This window comes from Sphingomonas sp. UBA978 (assembly GCF_002292295.1).
In the GTDB taxonomy this organism is placed as follows: domain Bacteria; phylum Pseudomonadota; class Alphaproteobacteria; order Sphingomonadales; family Sphingomonadaceae; genus Sphingomonas.
Genome location: NZ_DBBS01000013.1, coordinates 98056 through 119578 on the forward strand (window position 1 = coordinate 98056; position 21523 = coordinate 119578).

A 21523-nucleotide genomic window follows, 5' to 3' on the forward strand; every position below is an offset into this window, starting at 1 on the left:
CTCCCCCGCTAGGTGCGCGCGATGGAACATCCGCTGGTCGGCATCATCATGGGTTCGACGTCCGATTGGGAGACGATGCAGGGCGCGGCGGACGTGCTCGCCGAACTCGGCGTCGCGCATGAAACCCGGGTCGTCTCCGCGCATCGCACCCCCGACCGGCTGTACGATTATGCAAAGGCCGCGGCGGGTCGCGGCCTGAAGGTGGTGATCGCCGGCGCCGGTGGCGCGGCGCATCTGCCGGGCATGGCGGCGGCGATGACGCACCTGCCGGTGCTCGGTGTGCCGGTGCAGAGCAAGGCGTTGAAGGGGCAGGATTCGCTGCTGTCGATCGTGCAGATGCCCGCAGGGATTCCGGTCGGCACGCTGGCGATCGGCAAGGCCGGCGCGATCAACGCCGGGCTGCTTGCCGCGGCGATCCTCGCCACCGGCGACGAGGCGCTGTCGCAGCGATTGCAGGCATGGCGACAGAAGCAGACCGACGCGGTCGCGATCGATCCCCGCGGCGATCCGGCGTGATGCTGAAGCCCGGCAGCACGATCGGCATCCTCGGCGGCGGGCAATTGGGCCGCATGCTCGGCGTGGCGGCGGCGCAGCTGGGCTATCGCACGCACGTGCTCGCGCCCGACCGCGAAAGCGTCGCGGCGCAGACCGCCTCCAGTCTGACGCGGGCGGATTACCACAATCGCATCGTCCTCGCCGATTTCGCCGCGTCCTGCGACGTGGTGACCTATGAATTCGAGAATATCGCGCTGGCGCCGGTCGAATGGCTGGCGGAGCGCGTGCCGGTCTATCCGCACCCGCGCGCGCTCGCGGCGGCGCAGGAGCGGATCGCCGAGAAGCGCTTCGTCGAGCGCGTCGGCGGTCGCCCGGCACGCTGGGCCGCGGTCGACAGCCGCGACAGTCTGGAGGCGGCGCTGGCGCATGTCGGCACCCCCGCGGTGCTCAAGACCGCACGCTTCGGCTATGACGGCAAGGGGCAGGTACGGCTGCACACCCCCGCCGACGCCGATGCGGCGTGGGAGGCGATCGGCGGGCCGGCGGTGCTGGAAGCGTTCGTCGACTTCAGCCACGAATTCTCGATCCTGATCGCGCGCGGGCAGGATGGCGCGACCGTCCGCTACGATCCGCCGCACAATGTGCATGTCGATGCGATCCTGCGCACCTCCACCGTCCCCGCGCCGCGTGTCATCCTCGACCAGGCGGAGGAGGCGACCGCGCTCGCCTGCCGGATCGCCGCCGAGCTCGATTATGTCGGCGTGCTCGCGTGCGAATTCTTCGTTACGGCCGAGGGCCCGGTGTTCAACGAAATGGCGCCGCGGGTCCACAATTCGGGCCATTGGACGATCGAGGGCGCGGAAACCTCGCAATTCGAAAACCACGTCCGCGCGATCTGCGGCCTGCCGCTCGGCAGCACCGCGCTGACCGGGCGGACGGTCGGCCTCGAAAACCTGATCGGCGAGGATGCCTGGACGCCGGCGCTGCGCGAGCCGGGCGCGCATCTGCACCTCTACGGCAAGGGCACCGCCCGGCCGGGCCGCAAGATGGGGCACATCACCCGCATCGTGCGGTGATCCGGCGTCGGGCGGATCCGCCATCGCATCAGGCGGTGATCGCCGGGCGATCGTAGTTTTTGGCATAGGCGTTCTCGACGCCCGTCAGGATCTCGACGATCGCGAAATACCGATCCCAGAACGCCGTTTCGCGCAGGTCTTCGACCAGCAGCTGATAGGCATGATGATCCCTGGCGTCCCACATCCACAGGTCGGTGACGCGGGTGGAATAGAATTCGACGTCGAAGAAACGCAGCGCGACGTTCGCGGCGTGCTTTCTCAAAACAGGCGTGAACTGTTCCGCCAACAGCTCGAAGCGGCGGTCGACGGAAAAGCCGAGCCATTCGGGCGAGGTCTTGACCAGCATGAAGACGGTCAGGGCTGGTTCGAAAGGCGTGGTCATGGGGTTGTCCTTGCATCGTTGATCGACGCCCCTAGAATGCGAGCGAATCCTCATGATTGGCTACTCGCGTTCGCCCGCATGCCGACACCATCCTCCCGGCAGCGCCCGTCACCCCGGAAAGCGCCGCGTCAGGCGCGCTCCGCCGAGACGGTCGGCGTCATCGTCGAAGCCGCGGCTCGCATTCTGGAGGAGGCGGGACTCGGCCGGTTCACCACCAATGCCGTCGCGGAGCGGGCCGGGGTGAGCATCGGATCGCTCTACCAATATTTCCCCGGCAAGGAGGCGTTGATCGGCGCCGTGATCGTCCGGGAAACGTCGCGTCTGATCGCCGACTGGGACGCGGCGCTCACGGCCCCGACCGGCCGGGAGGCGCTTGACGGACTGATCGCCGCCGCGGTGTCCCATCAGCTCAGGCGGCCGGCCCTCGCCCGGTTGCTCGACCTCGAGGAGGCACGATTGCCGTTCGATCCGGAAACCCGACGTGTCCTCGACCGGCTGCGCGCGATCCTGCTCGCCGTGCTGGGCAGTGGGGATATCCGCCGGCAGCACGATCCCGTCATGGCGGCGCAGGACACGCTGGCGATCATCAGGGGCATGGTCGATGCCGCCGGCGAACGCGGCGAGACCGACCAGCCCGGCCTTGCCCGGCGCGTCTGCCGGGCCGTCTACGGCTATCTCGACCACGTCTGACGAACACGCCCCACCCCCGGGGCTGCCATGAGGCGTACGCCCGACACGACCGGCCCCGATGGTATATGCGCCCGCAGGACTCGCGGTGGTCCGATCACGGGGCTTGCGCGTCGCAGACGACGGCAGACCATCCCCGCTACGGAAGCCCGGCTATCGGGTGAGGGTTCCGGCCGCCTTCATCGTGGTCAGCCGCGCGTCCTGCTTGTCCAGCACCGGCACCCCCAGCGTCTCCCGAAGGGCATCCGGCACCAGTTCGCGATCATAGGGCTCCATCGTCGGTCCGGTTTCGCGCCTGTTGAGATACTGGGTGCCGTAAATCTGCTTCTGTCCGATCGCCTGCAGGTAACGGTCCAACGTCGCAGCCGCGATCCAGGCCGCATCGGCCTTGCCCTTGGCGGCGGAGGCCAACGCCAGCGTATGCGCGAGCAGATAGTCGTCGGGCGTGCTGCCGTGCTGGAAAATGAAGGCGGCACGGTACAGGTCGTTGGCGGTCCTGACCTTGCCCGCCTTGAGAAGGACGCCGGTGCTGTCCCGCCGCACGCGATCGGCTTCGATCATCCGGGTCACGAAGGCACGATCCTGGAACTGCTCGGGTTTGATGGCCGCGCGGACGGCCTGATCGGCCTCGAAGAGATGCGCAATCTCGGCATTGTCCTGCACCGGAGCGCTTTGTCCATGCGCCACGACGGGCGTGCACATTGCTGAGCCGAATACCAGCAGGCCAGTCAGCAGCCTCATCGAACGTCCCTCCCGGTGAACATGGCGTCGGGGAACCCCCGCTGCATCGAAACGCAAACGGCCCGCCCTCCTGGCGGAGAACGGGCCGAAACGCGTCACGCTTGTCGCGACCGGATCAACCGGTACGCTTGCCCGAGAGCGGGAAGCTGCCGAACGCACCCGCGCCGACCGTGCCGGTCAGCGTGTCGCCCTCTGCCGTCGCTTCGCAATCGAGCGTCATCGGCATCGGCACGGTCATCTGCAGCTTCCAGGACAGCGTGTTGCCCGACACGGTGCCTTCCACGTCGCCCGAACCCATCGCACCGGCGGCGGTGCCGGTGAAGGTGTCGCCGGCGCTCTGCACGGTCAGCGTCAGGTTCTGGTCGCCGAGCGGCGATTTCACGGTGCAGTCCCAGCTGCCATCGACGTCTGCCATCACTACTCTCCTCTTATTTCGCTGCGGGTGCGGGACCGGCGGGAACGCCGGCGACCGCGCTTGCGGGGACGACCTCGACCGGCAGGCCGAGGGTGTCAAGCTGCGGCTTCACCTTGGCCGCGTCGCCGACGACGACCCAGGTGATCCGCTTCGGGTCCAACGCGGACTGGATCGCGCCGTTCAACTGCGGCAGCGTATATCCGCGGTACCGGCCGGTCAGCGTCGTCTGGTAATCGTCGGGCCGCTTGTACAGGTCGTTACTCTGCATCGCCGCGAGCACCGCGTCCGAGGTTTCGTAGGTGCCGGGCAAGGCGTTGATCGCACCGTTGATCGCCCGCCGGAACTCGACCTCGGTCATCGGCTCCTTGCCGAGGAAGGCGACGACGTCCTCGCGCGCCGAGGCGAGCGACGGGCCGGTCTTGTCCGCCTGCACCGGCGCCGACAGGACGAAGGGCGCGGCCTGTTCGGCGGTCTGGAAGCCGCCGCGCGCGCCATAGGACCAATGCTTGTTCTCGCGCAGGTCCATGTTGAGCCGGCCGAGGAAGCTGCCGCCGAGCGCGTCGTTGGCGGTGCTGAGCGGCAACAGGTCCTGCGTGCCCTTCAGCATCGTCGGGATCACGCCGACGATCACCGACTGCGGGCTGTCGGGACGGTCGATCAGCTTGATCGCCGGGGCGGCCGGGCGTTGCGGGGCGGCGAAGTTCTTGACCCCGGCCGCGCCGGTCGCGGTCCAGTCACCGAGCGCCGCATCCAGCGCCGCGGCGACCTCCGCGAGCGGACGGTCGCTGGTGACGAACACCTTGGCCTTGTCCGGCCGCAGCCATGCCGATCGGAACGCGACCAGATCGGCCCGGGTCAGCGCCGCCACCGCACGCGGATCGCCACCGCCCTGCGCCTTGGCATAGGGATAATCGGGACCATAGGTCACCAACGGCACGACACGCCCGACCAGCCCCATCGGGTTGGTCAGTTCCTGCTGGATGCCGGCCAGCGCCTGTGTCTTGACGCGCGCCAGTTCCGTCTCGTCGAAGGCGGGATTGCGCGCGATATCGGCGAACAGGCCGAGCGCGGGCGCCAGATTGGCACTCGGCACCTGCAACGACAGGGTGGTGCGATCGAGGCTGCTGCCGGTGCCGATCGACGCGCCGAGCCGCTCCTTGGCCTCGGCGAGCCGGATCGAATCGAGCTTCGCGGTCCCCTCGTCGAGCATCGCCAGCGTCAGCGCCTGCGTACCGAGCTTGCCGGGCACGTCGGCGGCGACGCCCGCGTCGAAGCTGAGCAACGCCTGCGTGATCGGCACCGCGGTCCGCTGCGCATAGACGACCTCGATCCCGTTCTTCAGCCGGGTGCGCTGCACCGCGGGGAAGGTCAGCCCGGTCAACGCGCCGACCGCGGGCAGCGGCCCGCGCGTGCCCTTCACCGGAGTGTCCGGCGCGGCCTTCACCGGCGTCGCGGGCGGTACCACCGCTTCGGCATAGTCGCCGCGCGGCCCCTGTTCGACGGTCAGCGCATAAGCGGGGCGGCTCAGCCACTTGTCGGCCGCCGCCTTGACGCTGGCCGGGGTCTGCGCGGCCATGCGGGCGAGCCGCTTCTTGTAATAATCGGGGTCGTTGTAGAACAATGCGCCCTGCGCCAGCGCGACCGCCTTGCCGCCGAAGCCGCCGACCGATTCGAGCCCGCCGATCGTGCCGGACACCCGGCTGGTGACGACGCGATTGACCTCGTCCGCGGTCGGGCCGGTCTTCAGGAAATCGGCGAGGATCGCATCGATCCGCCGTTCGACCAGCCTGGGGTCGACGCCCGGCTTGACGATCGCGCGGATGCCGAAATTGCTGACCTGCGCACCGCCACCGGCATAGGCCGAGACGTTGACCGCCAGTTTCTCCTGCTTGACCAGAATGTTGTCGAGCCGGCTGGAGGCGAGGCCGCCGAGCGCCGACGCCGCGACCTCGAGCGCCGCGGCATCGGGATCGTTGCCCCCCGGAATGGCCCAGTTGCGCGACACCATGACCGCGGCGACGCGATCCTTGATCGTTTCCGCCTTGGGCGCGGGCAGCGTCGGCACGGGCGCCGGGCGCGTGACGCTCTTCGGACCCGCCTTGATCGTGCCGAAATACGTTTCGACCAGCGGTTTCGCGGTGGCGGCGTCGATGTCGCCGGCGAGCACCAGCACCGCATTGTTGGGACCGTAATGGCCGGTGAACCAGTCCTTCACCGTCTGCAGCGAGGCGGCGTCGAGATCGGCCATCGATCCGATCGTGTCATGGCCATACGGGTGATCGGCGGGGAACAGCCCCTCGGTGACCTTGTAGCGGACGAGGCCATAGGGCTGGTTGTCGCCCTGCCGCTTTTCGTTCTGGACGACGCCGCGCTGCTCGTCGAGCTTCGCTTGCGTGATCGCACCGAGCAGATAGCCCATGCGGTCGCTTTCGAGGAACAGCGCCCGTTCGAGCGCGCCGGTCGGCACCGTCTCGAAATAATTGGTGCGGTCGAGGTTGGTCGTGCCGTTGAAGTCGGTGGCACCGACCTGCTTCAGCGGTTCGAAGAAGTCGTCGGGCGCATTCTCCGACCCGTTGAACATCAGATGTTCGAACAAATGCGCGAAGCCGGTCGAGCCCTTCGGCTCATGCTTGGCGCCGACGTCGTACCAGACGCTGACCGCGACGACGGGCGCCTTGCGGTCGGTATGGACGATGACGCGCAGGCCGTTGGGCAGCGTGAACTGCTGGTAGGGAATGTTGACCTGCTTCACCAGCGCAGCGACGGGCGCCGGCTTCGTATTGGTCTGGGCATGCAGCGGCGCGACGAGCGCGATCGATGCGACGCCGGCAAGCGCGAGTAGCTTCGTCATAGGTGGTGCGGGTCCCCGGTCAGGCTTGAACGACTGTACTGCTCGAGCATAACGGTGATGCAGGGGCTGGCAAGCGCGCCGCCGGGCTTTTTCTGTGACCGACCACCGTGTCGCGGCGGGTTCTTGTGTTGCACAATGGCAACACTACATTCGACGCAATTGGAACAGGGGCTGACATGAACCTCGAAAAATTCACCGACCGCGCCAAGGGCTTCCTGCAATCGGCGCAGACCGTTGCGATCCGCATGAATCATCAGCGGATCGCGCCGGAGCATATCCTCAAGGCGCTGCTGGAAGACGATCAGGGCATGGCCGCGGGGCTGATCCAGGCGGCGGGTGGCGACGCCAAACGCGCCGTCGCCGAGACCGATGCGGCGCTCGCAAAGATTCCGGCCGTGTCGGGATCGGGCGCGCAGCAGACGCCGGGCCTCGACAACGATACCGTGCGCGTGCTCGACCAGGCCGAACAGGTCGCGACCAAGGCGGGCGACAGCTTCGTCACCGTCGAACGGCTGCTGCTGGCGCTCGCGCTGTCGCCGACCACCGCCGCGGGGCAGGCGCTGCAGAGCGCGCACGTCACCGCGGAAGGGCTGAACGCCGCGATCAACGACCTGCGCGGCGGGCGCTCCGCCGACACCGCATCGGCGGAGGACCGCTACGATGCGCTCAAGAAGTTCGCGCGCGACCTGACCCAGGCGGCGCGCGACGGCAAGCTCGACCCGGTCATCGGGCGCGACGAGGAGATCCGCCGCACGATCCAGATCCTCGCCCGTCGCACCAAGAATAACCCGGCGCTGATCGGCGAACCCGGCGTCGGCAAGACCGCGATCGCCGAGGGGCTCGCGCTACGCATCGCCAACGGCGACGTGCCGGACACGCTGAAGGGCCGCACGCTGATGTCGCTCGACATGGGCGCGCTGATCGCCGGCGCGAAATATCGCGGCGAGTTCGAGGAGCGGCTGAAGGGCGTGCTCGACGAGGTCAAGGCCGCCGAGGGCGATATCGTCCTGTTCATCGACGAGATGCACCAGCTGATCGGCGCCGGCAAATCCGAAGGCGCGATGGACGCCGGCAATCTGCTCAAGCCCGCGCTGGCGCGGGGCGAGCTGCATTGCGTCGGCGCGACCACGCTCGACGAATATCGCAAATATGTCGAGAAGGACCCGGCGTTGCAGCGGCGCTTCCAGCCGGTGTTCGTCGGCGAGCCGACCGTCGAGGACACGATCAGCATCCTGCGCGGGCTGAAGGAGAAATACGAGCTGCACCACGGCGTGCGGATCACCGACGGCGCGCTGGTGTCGGCGGCGACGCTGTCCAACCGCTATATCACCGACCGCTTCCTGCCCGACAAGGCGATCGACCTGATGGACGAGGCCGCCAGCCGCATCCGCATGGAGGTGGAAAGCAAGCCCGAGGAGATCGAGACGCTCGACCGCCGCATCCTGCGGCTGAAGATCGAGCGCGAAGGGCTGCGCCGCGAAACCGACGAGGCATCGCGCGACCGGTTCGCGACGCTGGAGGGAGAGCTCGCCAATCTCGAACAGCAATCGGCGGAACTGACCCAGCGCTGGCAGGCGGAGAAGGACAAGATCGCAGGCGAGGCGAAGCTGAAGGAACAGCTCGACGGCGCTCGGCTCGAGCTGGAGCAGGCGCAGCGCGCGGGCGACCTCGCCAAGGCGGGTGAGCTCTCCTACGGCCGTATCCCCGCGCTCGAAAAGCAGCTGGCCGAGGCGCAGAGCGTCACCAAGGGCGCGATGCTGCGCGAAGAGGTGACCGCCGACGACATTGCCGGCGTGGTCAGCCGCTGGACCGGCATTCCGGTCGAGCGGATGCTCGCCGGCGAGCGCGACAAGTTGCTGCGGATGGAAGAGGTGATCGGCAAGCGCGTCATCGGCCAGGCCGATGCGGTGCGCGCCGTCTCTACCGCGGTGCGGCGTGCCCGCGCCGGGCTACAGGACCCGAACCGGCCGCTCGGCAGCTTCCTGTTCCTCGGGCCCACCGGCGTCGGCAAGACCGAACTGACCAAGGCGCTCGCCGAATTCCTGTTCGACGATCCCGCCGCGATGGTCCGCATCGACATGAGCGAATTCATGGAGAAGCATGCCGTATCGCGGCTGATCGGCGCCCCTCCCGGCTATGTCGGTTATGAGGAGGGCGGCGTGCTGACCGAAGCCGTGCGGCGGCGCCCCTATCAGGTGGTGCTGTTCGACGAGGTCGAAAAGGCGCATGGCGACGTGTTCAACGTGCTGTTGCAGGTGCTCGACGACGGTCGCCTGACCGACGGCCAGGGCCGCACGGTCGACTTCAGCAACACGCTCATCATCCTCACCTCGAACCTCGGTTCGCAGTATCTCGCCAATCTGGAGGAGGGGCAGGACGTCGAGGCGGTCGAGCCGCAGGTGATGGAAATCGTCCGCGCGCATTTCCGCCCCGAATTCCTCAACCGGCTCGACGAGGTGATCCTGTTCCACCGGTTGGGCCAGGGCCACATGGCGCCGATCGTCGACATACAGGTGGCGCGGGTCGGCAAGCTGCTGAGCGATCGCAAGGTGACGCTGGACCTCACCGACGCGGCGCGGGCGTGGCTCGGCCGGGTGGGGTACGATCCGGTCTACGGCGCACGGCCGTTGAAGCGCGCGGTGCAGCGGTATCTGCAGGACCCGCTGGCGGACCTGATCCTGCGGGGCGCGGTGAAGGACGGCGCGATGGTGCGGGTGGATGAGGGGGATGGAAGGCTGGCGTTGCGGGTGGAGTGAGTGGACGACTTTTCGCCGTTCAGACAGAGCAATTTGACAAAAAGGGGGCGGCCAGAGCCGCCCCCTTTCTGCCTATGTACTAGTAAATATTAGAAGTTTACGCCGAACTGCAAGCGGATGTACCGCGGTGCTTGATACGCGTTGACATAGCGATAATCACCACGTGGCGCCCCGTTTGCCTGAGTGCCCGTTTCAGTAAAATCAATCTTTGCTTTCTCTGCAAACAGATTGAAAACATCCAGGCGGAAAGTTGCATCGAATGCATCGGCCGGCACCTTAAATTGCAAGGTTACGTTCGTCTGCGTTTGCCAATCCGATGTGAACACTGTGCCGCGGCGGGTCGGCTGCAGATTGCTTTGTGCCGGCGTACCGGTTCCAGCTGTCGGGTCGGTGACGATTTGTCCATTAACGACATTGCAGAAGAAGCCTGCCGCGCCATACTGACCTGCAAAGCTGTCGACCCGGTTCGGTACGCGTCCGATACAACCGTAATGACGTGGCGATGCCGCGTTAAAGTTAGCACCAAAAGTAAACCAGTCGGTGACTTTGTATGACCCGAACGCCTTGAAGCTATGGCGCTGATCGGTTGGAAGATAGCCGTAGGATGCAACGGTCAGACCTGGCTGATCGAATGCGGTCGTCAAACCAGAATCGGTCTGCCCGTTATCCGAACGGATGCCACCTTCAATGTTACCAATCGTTTTGGCAAAGGTGTAGTTGCCGCTAAAGCTCCACACGCCATCGAATTCACGATCAACCGTCAGCGTGACAGCTTTGTAGGTACGGCGTGCCTGCGGATAACCGAGCTGCGCTGCGGTGAAATCCACGGTGCGAGCGGTAGCTTCGCCATTTACCGGATCGGACAAAGTGATCGTCGATGCGGCCCCCGGATTGGCCAACACATATTGGTGGAAGCCGGACCAGATTGGTGCACGATTGTTCGGATTAGCCGTCGTCGGTGCAGCGACCGTGCAGTCGAGCCTGTTGGCAGCGCAATAGTTGTTTACCGCCGCGTCAATCGCGATGTCCTCAAGCGATTGGTTCAGTTTCCGATAAACACCGAACGCACCGACCTTCCAGCGTTGACCGAGGCGTTGTTCGTAGCCAACGACATATTCATCCATCGACTGCGACTTGAGATTGCGGGCGACGGTCGATTCGGTCGAGGCTGGCGTACCATCCTGATTGACTTCGCAATTCGTTGCAGTGCCGGTCGCCCCCGGAATTGGACCCGGACAAGGAACCCCACCCGCAAACGTAATTGGCGTCCCGAGGATCGGCGCGTTGTTCGACTGAACACCGGTAATGTTATAGTAACCGGTGTAATCTAGCTCCGCACCGGCCAGACGGATGTTAGTGTTGGTAGGTACCGGCAGATAATATCGGCCGAAGAAACCATATATTTTAGTGCGCTGATCGCCGATTGGATCAAACGAAGCGCTGATACGGGGCGCCCACTGATTGCCTGACTTATAGTAGAGCTGCCCTGCGACGTTATTATTCTCAAAGCGGTCATTACGAACGCCGATATTCAAGTTAAGCCGGTTGTTCAGCAGTGACCAAGCGTCCTGAACGTAAAAAGCCTCGTTGCGCGAGGTGAACGTTCCACCCGTGGTATAGCTGCGTCCGCTGACGTAGGTCCTGTTCGGGATTGACTGCCGGGCATCGCCGGTAGGACCCGAATTGAGATAGGTCCAGAAGATGTTGCCGGTGTAATTGGTCTGAGCGACCGACGTCAGGTTCTCACGGTCGTAACCGCCACGAAAATGGTGATTCCCGAGTAACTGGACGTAGATATCCGCATCAGCACGATAGAATTCACGCTGATCGGTGTTATTGGTGATGCTCGTCGCAGGATTGCCAATCAACGCTGGCGAGAACTGTCCGCTGGTATCGGACACCCCCGGATTGATCGTATCAGCCGGCAGGCCAATATCGCGAGACTTGGTTTTCCCATAGGCGCCCGACAGTGTCAGCCAGTTGGTGAACTGACCGGTATAGCGGCCGACATAGCTTTCGCCGCCGCCAAGGTTGATGGTCCGCCCTGCAAAGGAACCGGTCTTCGGACCGGCGGGATCCACGCGACTGTCATAGCCCCCACCCTGCGCATCGACGACATTATACTGCGTCGTGATACCACGATCTTTGGTATTGAAGTAGGTAAACTCAAGGCGCTGGCCATCCATGATGACAGCGTCGATCTTTCCACCATAAGATGGCGAATTCAGACGATAGAGACTGCGAAAGCCACCGGTGCTGAACGGCGCGATGGCCTGCACCCCGGTGATGGCGCCCTGGGCGTTGCGGATCGTAATCGACGTATTGGCGTTCGCAGTCAGACTCGTATCGGCAGCGTTATAGTCGCTCGCCTGATAGAAGCCGTAGAAGAACAGGTGATCCTTGATGATCGGACCAGACAGGCTGAAAATCGCTTGTTTGGTGTCCCGTACGTCGTCCTTGTTCCAAGCATAGAGCGTGTTTGGCGCGTCTTCGCGCAGATCGTCAGGCTGCCAGTTGAACAATACGCCGCCATGGAACTCGTTGCCGCCCGACTTGGTGGTGGCATTGACGAACGCACCGGTGAAACGTCCGAACTCGGCCGGGATCGAACCGACCTTGGTTTCGATCGTGCTGTAGAATTCGAAGGGGACTGCCGCCGAGCCAAGACCGGTGCGCTGGTTGGTAATATTGAGGCCGTTCACGAAGAACGCATTCTCTGATACGGACGAACCGGCCACCGAGGGAAGGTTGCCGAATGTGGTGTCACCGGCATTCGCGCCAGGCGTGAGCAACACGACTGAAGTGAGATCGCGAGCAACCGGAACACGGGTCGCCAATTCACCGATCTGGATGGTCGAACCAACCGTATTCCGATCGAAATCGGAAATCTGGACGCGACGCCCGGTCACGACGATCTCACCACCGGCGCCAGCAGCGTTATTCGCTGCGCCCAACGTAAATTGGTTCGCCGCATTGGCCTGCGTCAGTCCGACACCCTGCTCGACATAGGTGTCATAACCTTCGGCACTGATCGAAAACGTATATGATCCCTGCGGGATGGCTGCGACGCGGAACGTACCGTCGGCATCGGTCGTGGCCGTCCGCGAAAAGCCCTGTGCATCCGAAGTCACGGTCACAGTCGCACCGCTGATCGGCTGGCCGTTCGACCCCAATACGCGACCCGTTGCATTCAGGTTGGTATAATCCTGCGCCGCAGCGGGAGCTGCGAAGGCAGCCATGCTAACGCCGGCACCAATCAATGCGAGCGCCTGCAGCGCCGTACCGCCGCGCAACGACGTGCGCGCAACCTTAAGTGTCTTGAACATGCGTTTCCCTCGCTTGCCCCGGTCTGGCCCGTTGTGACGGTGTCGGCCCGGGTATTGCCAAGCCCCCCTCAAGCCGCGAACGGCCCCCAAGAGACGATGGTGGGAAATTACGGCAGGGCTCGTGACTGTAAACCCGCCATTCAGACTGGCCATCGCTTTGTACGCCAGTGTCGCTCAAATGACACATAACTCGCGAACCGCCGGGTGAGACAGCCGGGAAATTGCCCGATCATGCGGCAGCGCAGCATGAAATGCTCAATCGGGAAGCATTACCCCATCGCCCCCGCCACCAGCATCGGGTCGAGCCGGGCGTCGCGCCAGCGCAGGCTCCAGTGGAGGTGGGGTCCGGTGGCGCGGCCGGTGGCGCCGATCGCGCCGAGCGTCTGCCCCTGGCGGACATGGTCGCCGACCTTCACGTCGATGCGCGACAGGTGGAGGAAGGCGCTGTTGAGGCCGTTGCCGTGGTCGATCATGAGAAGGTTGCCCTCCAGCGTGAACGGCTGGTCGGCGGCAAGGATGACGACGCCGTCGGCGGGAGCGGCGACCGGGGTGCCGGTCGGCCGGGCGATGTCGGTGCCGGAGTGATAGGCGCCGGGTTCGCCGCGATAGATGCGCTGCGCGCCGAACAGGCCGGAGATGCGGCCGATGGCGGGCCAGCGGAAGGACTGGCGCCACCCCTGCGCATCGGTGACCTGCGCGCGCGCCGCGGCGATCTGCGCCAGTTCGGCGGGGCGGCGCTGCGCCATTACCGGATCGGGCGCGGGAAAGCGTGGCAGCGTGTCGAGCCGCTCGATCCGCCAGGCGCGCGGGGCGATCGCCAGCGGCTGGACGATGCGGCGGCCGTCGGCGAGGGTCGCCGTCAGGATCGCCTGCGGCCCGGCGTCGCGGTCGAAGCCGATCAGGACATCGCCGTCCGGCGCGAGCGGCAACGGCACGCCGTCGAGCGTGACCACTATGCTGCCGCGCGGTGCGCGCGCGACGATCAGGCCGCCCTGGATAGTCTGGCCGGTCCAGCGAAAGGTCGCCGCCGTATCGGCGGCCGGCGGCACCGCGGTCGCCAGCTGCGATGCGCCACCCGGCGTCGCGACGGTGAGCAGGGTCGCGAGCGCCGCCAGCAGCCTCATCGCGGCGCGAGCGCCTCGCTGGCCAGTTCGGCGGTGGCGAACGCCTGTTGCTGCGCGACGCTCCAGTAGCGCAGCAGGTCGAGCGGGATGCGTACGCCGCTGACGCCGCAGACGACATGATCGCCGGGGGTGAGCACCCGGAAGCCGTTGGCCATATAATGCAGCCGGGCGGCGCGATCGGAGTTGGAAACGAGCATGAGACGTGATCCGTATCAGAGCAGGGTGGGCTGGTCGGGCCGCGGCGCGACATAGGACCGCGGCGGTTTCCGCTCAACCTTGGGCGCGGGCGCGAGGCCGCCGCCATCGACGACCGCATCGACGCTGCCGTCGCGGAAGCGCAGCGTCACCGCGCCCGCATCGCGCACCGCCGCGGCGGAGGACAGGGTCTCGCCGCCGCGCGCGGTGACGCGGGCATAGCCCCGGTCGAGCACCGCATCGGGATTGAGCGACTGGACCAGCCGCCACGTCGCGGCGAGCCGGTCGCGGTTGCGGGTCACCTGGCTCTGCAGCACCGCGGGGCGGAGCGCGCCACTCGACCGGTCGAGCTGGCCGCGGGCGAGCGTGACGCGGCGCTCCAGTCCGCGATCGAGGCGCTGGCCGGCATCGTCGGCGCGCTGGCGCTGCGGCCCGAGCAGGGCATCGCGTTTCGGCAGCAGGCGGGCGAGGCCGGTCAGCTGCTCGCGGCCCCGTTCGAGATAGCGGTGGGCGCAGCGTTGCGTACGCAGGCCGTGGCTCTGGATGGTGTGGCGCAGGTCGGCGAGCACCGGCACCGCCAGTTCCGCCGCGGCGGTGGGGGTGGGCGCGCGCAGGTCGGCGGCGAAGTCGCAGAGCGTGGTGTCGGTCTCGTGGCCGACCGCCGAGATGATCGGGATCGAGCAGCCGGCGACGGCGCGGACGACCGGTTCCTCGTTGAACGCCCACAGATCCTCGATCGAGCCGCCGCCGCGCGCGACGATGACGAGGTCGGGCCGCGGCGTCGCGCCGTCGGCGGGCATCGCGTCGAAGCCGCGGATCGCGGCGGCGATCTCGTCGGCCGCGCCCTGCCCCTGAACCTTGACCGGCCAGACGAGGACATGGCTCGGGCAGCGATCCTCGAGCCGGTGGAGGATGTCGCGGATCACCGCGCCGGTCGGCGAGGTTACGACGCCGATCGTCTGCGGCAGATACGGCAGGCGCCGCTTGCGCGATGCGTCGAACAGCCCCTCGCCCGCCAGCTTCGCCTTGAGCTTCTCGAACAAGGCCATCAGCGCGCCGGCGCCGGCCAGCTCCATGCGCTCGATCACGATCTGGTATTTCGAGCGGCCGGGATAGGTGGTGAGCTTGCCGGTCGCGATCACCTCGATCCCGTCCTGCGGCGCGAAGGCGAGCGCGTTGACCTGCCCCTTCCACATCACGCCGTCGATCACCGCGCTGTCGTCCTTCAGCGCGAGATAGACGTGGCCGGAGGTGGCGCGCTTGTAGCCCGAGATCTCGCCGCGCAGGCGGACGTGGCCGAATTCGCCCTCCACCATCCGCTTCAGCCGGAAGCTGAGCTCGCCGACCGACAGCGCGAGTGCGTTGTCGCCGGGACGCTCGTCGGCTAGCAGCCGGCTTTCGGTATCGGATAGGGAATCTGGCATGAACGTCCTGCTGCTGGGCTCAGGCGGCCGCGAGCACGCACTCGCGTGGAAACTGGCACAATCGGCCCTCCTCGATACGCTCTACGCCGCGCCTGGCAACCCCGGCATCGCCGCGCATGCGACGTGCGTCGCGCTGGACGCGACGGATCACGCCGCCGTGGTCGCCTTCGTCGCCGGTCACGACGTCGGGCTGGTCGTGATCGGACCGGAGGCGCCGCTGGTCGACGGCCTCGGCGATACGCTGCGCGCCGCCGGCGTGCCGGTATTCGGGCCGGACCGCGCCGCCGCGCAGCTGGAGGGGTCGAAGGGCTTCACCAAGGACCTGTGCCGCCGCGCCGACATTCCGACCGCGGGCTATGTGCGGGTCAACAGCCGCAGCGAGGCGGAGGCGGCGCTGGCCAGCACGTTCAGCTACCCGGTCGTCATCAAGGCGGACGGGCTAGCCGCGGGCAAGGGCGTGGTGATCGCGACCAGCGAGGCCGAATCCGCCGCCGCGTTCGACGCGATGTTCGATGCGGGCGATGCGCCGGTGGTACTGGAGGAGTTCCTCGACGGCGAGGAAGCGAGCCTGTTCGTGCTGACCGACGGCGTGTCGCTGATGCCGTTCGGCAGCGCGCAGGACCACAAGCGCGTCGGCGAGGGCGACACCGGGCCGAACACCGGCGGCATGGGCGCCTACAGCCCCGCCCCGGTGCTGACCCCCGCGCTGGAGCAGCAGGCGATCGACCGGATCGTCGCACCGACCGTCAAGGCGATGGCGGACGAGGGCATGCCGTTCAGCGGCGTGCTCTATGCGGGGCTGATGCTGACCTCGGCCGGGCCGAAGCTGATCGAATATAATGCGCGCTTCGGCGACCCGGAATGCCAGGTGCTGATGCTGCGCTATCAGGGCGACCTGGTCGAGACGCTGCTCGCGGTGGCGCAGGGGCGGCTTGGCGATCTGCCGCTGGCGAGGTTCGCGGACGCGGTGGCAATGACGGTGGTGCTGGCCGCGGCGGGCTATCCCGGCACGCCACGCGCGGGCGGCGCGATCCGCGGCATCGATGCGGCCGAAGCCGGCGGCGCGGTGGTGTTCCAGGCGGGGACGCGGATGGAGGGGGACACGCTGGTCGCCGCCGGCGGGCGCGTGCTGGCGGTGACCGCGGTCGGACCCGACATCCGCGGCGCCCGCGATGCGGCCTATCGCGGCGTCGATGCCGTGGATTTCGCGGACGGATTCTGCCGGCGCGACATCGGCTGGCGCGAACTGGCGCGCTAAGGCGCCGGAGGAGAGGACGCAGGAGGCTGGAGGGGCCCGGCGGAGATACGCTCCGCCAGGCCCGGTCCATGGGCTGACGATCAGAAGCTGATCGTCGTCCCCACGGCGATCTGCCGGCCCAGCGCATCGTAGCGCGACGGGATCGTATTGTTGTAGAACAGGCTCGTCAGGTCGCGGACGTTCGCCAGGATCGGCGGCACCTTGTCGAGCAAATTGTTGGCGGCGATGCGCAAGGTCATGCGTTTGCCAACATTGACGTTCATCGACAGGTCGAAATCGTCGACCGCGCCTATCCCGGTGAAGGTGGTCTGCGCGCGTGCGGCCGTCCCGCCGATGTCCGGATCGCCCGAATTGTTGGCGTTGGTTAGCGAACTGAGATGGCGCCAGTTGAACGACACGCTCACCGCGCCGTCCGCGGTGGAATAGGTGGTCCGTAGCGCATGCGACCAGCGGGGAATCTGCTGGCCGCAGCCGTTGTTGTAATAGCCGCGGCAGTTCCGTTCGGGCAGCAGCGGCGAATCCTGACCGCCGGCGAAGGTGGTCAGCGAACCGTTGAAGCCCCAGTCGAGGCGCCCCGCGCCGCCGAGGCCCAGCGTATACTGGCCCTGGACGTCCCATCCCCGTGAGATCGAGCGATAATAGTTGGTCGTGCCGCCGCGGAAGAAGCCCGTCGTCGGATTTCCGGCGGCCGGCGAGAAGAGCGTTCCCGACCCGGGATTGCGGACGATCGACGAGCAGAAGAACGGATCGCCCGACTGCAGGCAGCCGTTATAATAATAATCGTAGTCGTTGTAGCCGAGCGAATTGTTGATGCGAATCTGATACCGGTCGACCGAGAAGACCAGCCCCGGCAGGAAGCGCGGCTTGAGGACGATACCGTAGGTCAGCGTGTAGGCGGTTTCCGGATCCGCGGTGAAGCCGCCGTAGCGCACCGTGCAGCGGTTGTCGGGGCAGATCAGCGTCGGGCTGGCATAGATTGCATCTGAAGCCCGGTGGCACGGCAGATGTCGCGCGATGCGATCGGCGCACCCAGCGTCACCGCGCCGGTCTGCGGATTGGTCGTCTGCGTCGGCGCGCAGAAATCACCCTGCGCGCCGCCTTGCGTGCCGTAATTCACCGTCGTGGCCTGGCGGATTTCGATGACGGTCGGTGCCCGCTGCGCCTTGTTGTACGAGCCGCGGAACGTCACGTCCGACACCGGTGGAATCCTGATAGTTCTGCTGGGAGTCGGGGGCGATCTGCGGTAGGCGGTTCAATACCTCCTCGACATTGAGCGGCGCCTGCGCCTGGATGTCCTGAACGGTCACCGAGGTGATCGGCGCCGCCGAAAAGGTGTTCGGCCGGTTGCTGCGGGTGCGGGTGACGATGATTTCGTCCGCCCCCTTATTGGTCCGCACCGCTTGCCGGAGATCAGCGCTGCACGATCGTCGGCAGACTTTTCGACAACGTCTCCAGTATCTTGGTTTACCTCAGCATCTGTGGCGGCCGGTGTGGCGGCGGACTACGCCATGGCCGGTTGACCGAGAAAAGCCAAACCGCCGGCCAAGGCCCATGCGGATACCGTCGTCTTCAGCACCATTGTCGTTTCCCCCGATCCCGGCCGCGATTATTCGCGCGCCGGTACAGGGCTGAAGCTTGCTCGACAGTTATTATGGGTCAATACCGAAATATGACCTGTTTAGGATAGCAATACTGCTCATGCCCCGTCTTTGTCATGGCTGTGGTGTGGCCGCAACGTCTATGATGCGACGATCGCCCTTCCCCTCAGTGCGTCTCGTTGCGCAGCGGGCGCGCCAGCAGCGCGCCGATCACGTCGGTGACGGGCGCGCCCTCGAGCAGGCGGCAGACGGCGGCGGTGACGGGCATGTCGACCTGCGCCTCGGCGGCCGCCTCGCGCAGGACGGGGGCGGTGAAGGCGCCCTCCGCGACAGTGCGGCGGTCGGCGAGCAGGTCGGCGGCCGCCCTGCCCTGCCCCAGCCCGAGGCCGAGCGAGAAGTTGCGGCTGCTGGTCGAGCTGCACGTCAGCACGAGGTCGCCGAGCCCCGACAGGCCGGCGAGCGTCTCGGCGCGCGCGCCCCGGGCGAGGCCGAAGCGCGTCATTTCGGCGAAGCCGCGCGCGATCAGTGCGGCGCGGGCGTTCTGCCCCAGACCGGCGCCATCGACGACGCCGCAGGCGATAGCCAGGACGTTCTTGACCGCGCCGCCGATCTCCGCGCCGACGACGTCGCTGCTGGCATAGGGACGGAAATGGGGCGCGGCGAGGCGCTCGGCCAAGGCGCGGCCGAGCGCCGCGTCCGCCGTCGCCAGCGTCACCGCGGTCGGCAGGCCCGCGGCGACCTCATGCGCGAAGGTCGGGCCGGACAGCACGGCGACGGGGGCCTGCGGGTGCACGCCATGCGCGACCTCGCCGACCAGGCGGCGGGTGCCGGCCTCGATCCCCTTGGCGCAGAGCACCAGCGGCCGGGTGCCGACATCGATCTGCGCCAGCACCGCGCCGACGTGCTGCGCGGGCGTGACGACGAGCAGGGCATCGCAGTCGCCAAGGTCGGCATGGTCGCCGGTCGCGCGGATCGACGGCGACAGGGGCACGCCGGCGAGGAACAGGCGGTTTTCGTGGCGCGTGTTGACGCTGTCGACCACCTCGGCCTCGCGCGCCCACAGGGTGACGGGATCGCCGCGATGCGCGGCGACCTGTGCCAGCGCCGTGCCCCAGGCGCCGCCGCCGATGACGCCGATCTTCATGCCCCGATACTCCGCTGGATGACGCTCATGCCTTGACCCCGGCGCCGCGGACGGCCGCCGCATCCGGATCGAGCGGCCAGCGCGCGCGCGCCGGCGTGTCGAGCGGATCGGTCAGGCCGGCGGCGAAGCGCTCGGCGCCCGCCCAGGCGATCATCGCCGCATTGTCGGTGCACAGCCACAACGGCGGCGCGACGAAGCGCAGCTGATGGTCGGTCGCGAGCTGCTGGAGCGCCGTGCGGACCGCGGTGTTGGCGGCGACGCCGCCCGCCACGACCAAAGCGGTCGCCGGAATGCCGGCGATGCCGCGCCGCGTCCGGTCGATCAGGCAATCGACCACCGCGGCCTGGAACGAGGCGGCGATATCTTCGGGCGCGTGATGGCCGACGGCACGGGCGACGGCGCTCTTCAGCCCGGCGAAGGAGAAATGCGGTTCCGCCGACCCCTTGAGCGGGCGCGGCAGCGGCACGATCGCGCGACCGAGCGCGGCGGCCTTCTCGACATTGGGACCGCCGGGAAAGCCGAGGCCGAGCAGCTTGGCGGTCTTGTCGAACGCCTCGCCGGCGGCATCGTCGATCGTCGTGGCGAGGCGGCGATAGCGCGCGACCCCCTCGACCAGCAGCAGCTGGCAATGGCCGCCGGACACGAGCAGCAGCAGATAGGGGAAGGCGAGATCGGAATCGGACAGCCGCGGGCTGAGCGCATGCCCCTCCAGATGGTTGACCGCGATCAGCGGCTTGCCGACCGCATGCGCCAGCGCCTTGCCGGTGACGAGGCCGACCATGACGCCGCCGATCAGGCCGGGGCCGGCGGTGGCGGCGATCGCGTCGACCGCATCGAGACCCAACCCGGCATCGGCGAGCGCGCGACGGATGAGCGGTTCGAGCGCCTCGACATGCGCGCGCGCGGCGATTTCGGGGACGACGCCGCCGAACGGCGCATGCGCCGCCTCCTGCCCGGCGAGGCGGTGGCTGAGCACGCGCCGGTCGCTGGTCACGAGCGCGGCGGCGGTCTCGTCGCAGGAGGATTCGAGGCCGAGGATGATCCGGGGAGCCATGCCCGCTTCCCTAGCGGTACGCGCAGAGGTTGTCGAAGGGGGCAGGTTTCGTCATGAGCGGCGTTCGAAAAGGAGCGATGGTTTGGCGATCAGGTTCAGGCTCGGCACGCGGGGATCGCCGCTGGCGCTGACGCAGGCGGGGATGGTGCGCGACGCGCTGTGTGCCGCGCACGGCTGGCGCGCCGAGGAGGTGGCGCTGGTCGTCATCCGCACCACCGGCGACCGGGTGCAGGACCGCCCGCTCGCCGAGATCGGCGGCAAGGCGCTATGGACCAAGGAGCTGGACCGCGCCCTGCTCGACCGCGAGATCGACGCCGCGGTGCATTCGATGAAGGATGTCGAGACGATCCGCCCGGCGGCGATCCGCATCGCGGCGATGCTGCCGCGCGCCGACGTGCGCGACCGGCTGATCGGCGCGGAGAGCGTCGCAGAGATCGTCCAGGGCGGCACGGTCGGCACGAGCTCGCCGCGGCGACGCGCGCAGATGCTGCGGCTGCGCCCCGACCTCAACGTCGTGATGTTCCGCGGCAACGTCGATACAAGGCTCGCCAAGCTGGCGGCGGGCGAGGCGGATGCGACGCTGCTGGCGGCGGCGGGGCTCGACCGGCTCGGCCGCGACGGCATCGGCCGCGCGATCCCGACCGACGTGATGCTCCCCGCGCCGGCGCAGGGCGCGGTCGGCATCGAGGTGCGCAGCGAGGACGAGGGCGCCGCGATGGTCGTCGCCGCGATCGACGATCGTGCGACCAGCCTGTGCGTGCTGGCGGAGCGCGCGTTCCTCGCGGCCTTGGGCGCGGATTGCCATTCGCCGGTGGCGGCGCTCGCCGGCCTGTCGGGCGAGATGCTGAGCCTGCGTGCCGAACTGATCGCGGAGGACGGCAGCGCCGGCGTCGACGGCGCGGGCGAAGGCACCGACGGCGCGATCGTCGCGGCGGAGCTGGCGGCGGACCTGCTGGCGCGGGCGCCCGAGGTGGTGCGGCGCCTGTTCCAGCCGTGA

At 67.4% G+C, this 21523-nt stretch carries 18 protein-coding genes; 6 read left to right on the forward strand and 12 right to left on the reverse strand.

The window, feature by feature from the left end; translation table 11 throughout:
• Positions 1-21 precede the first annotated feature (21 nt).
• Together purE and B2515_RS06370 are read left to right on the forward strand one after the other, a co-directional pair.
• Complete coding sequence (gene purE / locus B2515_RS06365) at positions 22-516, forward strand: 5-(carboxyamino)imidazole ribonucleotide mutase (protein ID WP_293874951.1); 495 nt, start codon at positions 22-24, stop codon at positions 514-516.
• Positions 516-1571 carry a 5-(carboxyamino)imidazole ribonucleotide synthase gene (locus tag B2515_RS06370; RefSeq protein WP_293875018.1) on the forward strand — a complete coding sequence of 352 codons (1056 nt, stop codon included), beginning with the start codon at positions 516-518 and terminating at the stop codon, positions 1569-1571. The genes purE and B2515_RS06370 overlap by 1 nt, the downstream gene beginning before the upstream one ends.
• A gap of 28 nt (positions 1572-1599) precedes the next feature.
• Here B2515_RS06370 and B2515_RS06375 read toward each other — a convergent pair whose 3' ends face one another.
• On the reverse strand, positions 1600-1953 hold the full coding sequence (locus B2515_RS06375; RefSeq protein ID WP_293874953.1) for a darcynin family protein: 354 nt from the start codon (positions 1951-1953) through the stop codon (positions 1600-1602).
• An 18-nt stretch (positions 1954-1971) separates the two neighbouring features.
• Between B2515_RS06375 and B2515_RS06380 the strand changes: the two genes are divergently transcribed.
• Positions 1972-2643 carry a TetR/AcrR family transcriptional regulator gene (locus B2515_RS06380; RefSeq protein WP_293874955.1) on the forward strand — a complete coding sequence of 224 codons (672 nt, stop codon included), beginning with the start codon at positions 1972-1974 and terminating at the stop codon, positions 2641-2643.
• Positions 2644-2793: 150 nt separating this feature from the next.
• Here B2515_RS06380 and B2515_RS06385 read toward each other — a convergent pair whose 3' ends face one another.
• The 3 genes from B2515_RS06385 to B2515_RS06395 form a co-directional block, all read right to left on the reverse strand.
• Positions 2794-3381, reverse strand: coding sequence for a hypothetical protein (locus B2515_RS06385; protein WP_293874956.1), 588 nt, complete (start codon positions 3379-3381; stop codon positions 2794-2796).
• Positions 3382-3496: 115 nt separating this feature from the next.
• A complete protein-coding gene (locus tag B2515_RS06390; protein ID WP_293874958.1) occupies positions 3497-3796 on the reverse strand; it encodes a hypothetical protein in 300 nt (99 codons plus the stop codon).
• 13 nt (positions 3797-3809) lie between these two features.
• Positions 3810-6647 (reverse strand): M16 family metallopeptidase, encoded by a 2838-nt coding sequence (locus B2515_RS06395; RefSeq protein ID WP_293874960.1) that lies wholly within the window; start codon positions 6645-6647, stop codon positions 3810-3812.
• A gap of 176 nt (positions 6648-6823) precedes the next feature.
• Here B2515_RS06395 and clpB point away from each other — a divergent pair, with 176 nt between their 5' ends.
• Positions 6824-9403, forward strand: coding sequence for an ATP-dependent chaperone ClpB (clpB, locus tag B2515_RS06400; RefSeq protein ID WP_293874962.1), 2580 nt, complete (start codon positions 6824-6826; stop codon positions 9401-9403).
• 89 nt (positions 9404-9492) lie between these two features.
• On the opposite strand, the gene B2515_RS06405 is transcribed toward clpB, so the two are convergent.
• From B2515_RS06405 to xseA, 4 genes are all read right to left on the reverse strand, one after another.
• On the reverse strand, positions 9493-12729 hold the full coding sequence (locus B2515_RS06405) for a TonB-dependent receptor (protein ID WP_293874964.1): 3237 nt from the start codon (positions 12727-12729) through the stop codon (positions 9493-9495).
• Positions 12730-12998: 269 nt separating this feature from the next.
• The gene (locus B2515_RS06410; RefSeq protein ID WP_293874966.1) at positions 12999-13853 is read right to left on the reverse strand and encodes a M23 family metallopeptidase; all 855 of its coding nucleotides are present in this window, start codon (positions 13851-13853) and stop codon (positions 12999-13001) included.
• A complete protein-coding gene (locus tag B2515_RS06415) occupies positions 13850-14050 on the reverse strand; it encodes a DUF2093 domain-containing protein (RefSeq protein WP_293874968.1) in 201 nt (66 codons plus the stop codon). Before B2515_RS06415 ends, B2515_RS06410 begins: the two co-directional genes overlap by 4 nt.
• Before the next feature lie 15 nt (positions 14051-14065).
• Positions 14066-15472, reverse strand: a complete 1407-nt coding sequence (gene xseA, locus B2515_RS06420) for an exodeoxyribonuclease VII large subunit (protein WP_293874969.1) — start codon at positions 15470-15472, stop codon at positions 14066-14068.
• On the opposite strand from xseA, the gene purD reads away from it, so the two are divergent.
• Complete coding sequence (gene purD, locus B2515_RS06425; RefSeq protein ID WP_293874971.1) at positions 15471-16730, forward strand: phosphoribosylamine--glycine ligase; 1260 nt, start codon at positions 15471-15473, stop codon at positions 16728-16730. The two genes, xseA and purD, sit on opposite strands and share 2 nt — an antisense overlap.
• An 80-nt stretch (positions 16731-16810) precedes the next feature.
• On the opposite strand, the gene B2515_RS06430 is transcribed toward purD, so the two are convergent.
• The 4 genes from B2515_RS06430 to tsaD form a co-directional block, all read right to left on the reverse strand.
• A complete protein-coding gene (locus B2515_RS06430; RefSeq protein WP_293874973.1) occupies positions 16811-17662 on the reverse strand; it encodes a hypothetical protein in 852 nt (283 codons plus the stop codon).
• Between the two features lie 23 nt (positions 17663-17685).
• Positions 17686-17928: a hypothetical protein gene (locus tag B2515_RS06435; RefSeq protein WP_293874975.1), complete on the reverse strand. Its 243-nt coding sequence runs from the start codon at positions 17926-17928 to the stop codon at positions 17686-17688.
• Between the two features lie 566 nt (positions 17929-18494).
• Positions 18495-19472 (reverse strand): NAD(P)H-dependent glycerol-3-phosphate dehydrogenase, encoded by a 978-nt coding sequence (locus tag B2515_RS06440; RefSeq protein ID WP_293874977.1) that lies wholly within the window; start codon positions 19470-19472, stop codon positions 18495-18497.
• 25 nt (positions 19473-19497) lie between these two features.
• Complete coding sequence (gene tsaD / locus B2515_RS06445; RefSeq protein ID WP_293874979.1) at positions 19498-20526, reverse strand: tRNA (adenosine(37)-N6)-threonylcarbamoyltransferase complex transferase subunit TsaD; 1029 nt, start codon at positions 20524-20526, stop codon at positions 19498-19500.
• Between the two features lie 82 nt (positions 20527-20608).
• Between tsaD and hemC the strand changes: the two genes are divergently transcribed.
• A complete protein-coding gene (gene hemC, locus B2515_RS06450) occupies positions 20609-21523 on the forward strand; it encodes a hydroxymethylbilane synthase (RefSeq protein WP_293874981.1) in 915 nt (304 codons plus the stop codon).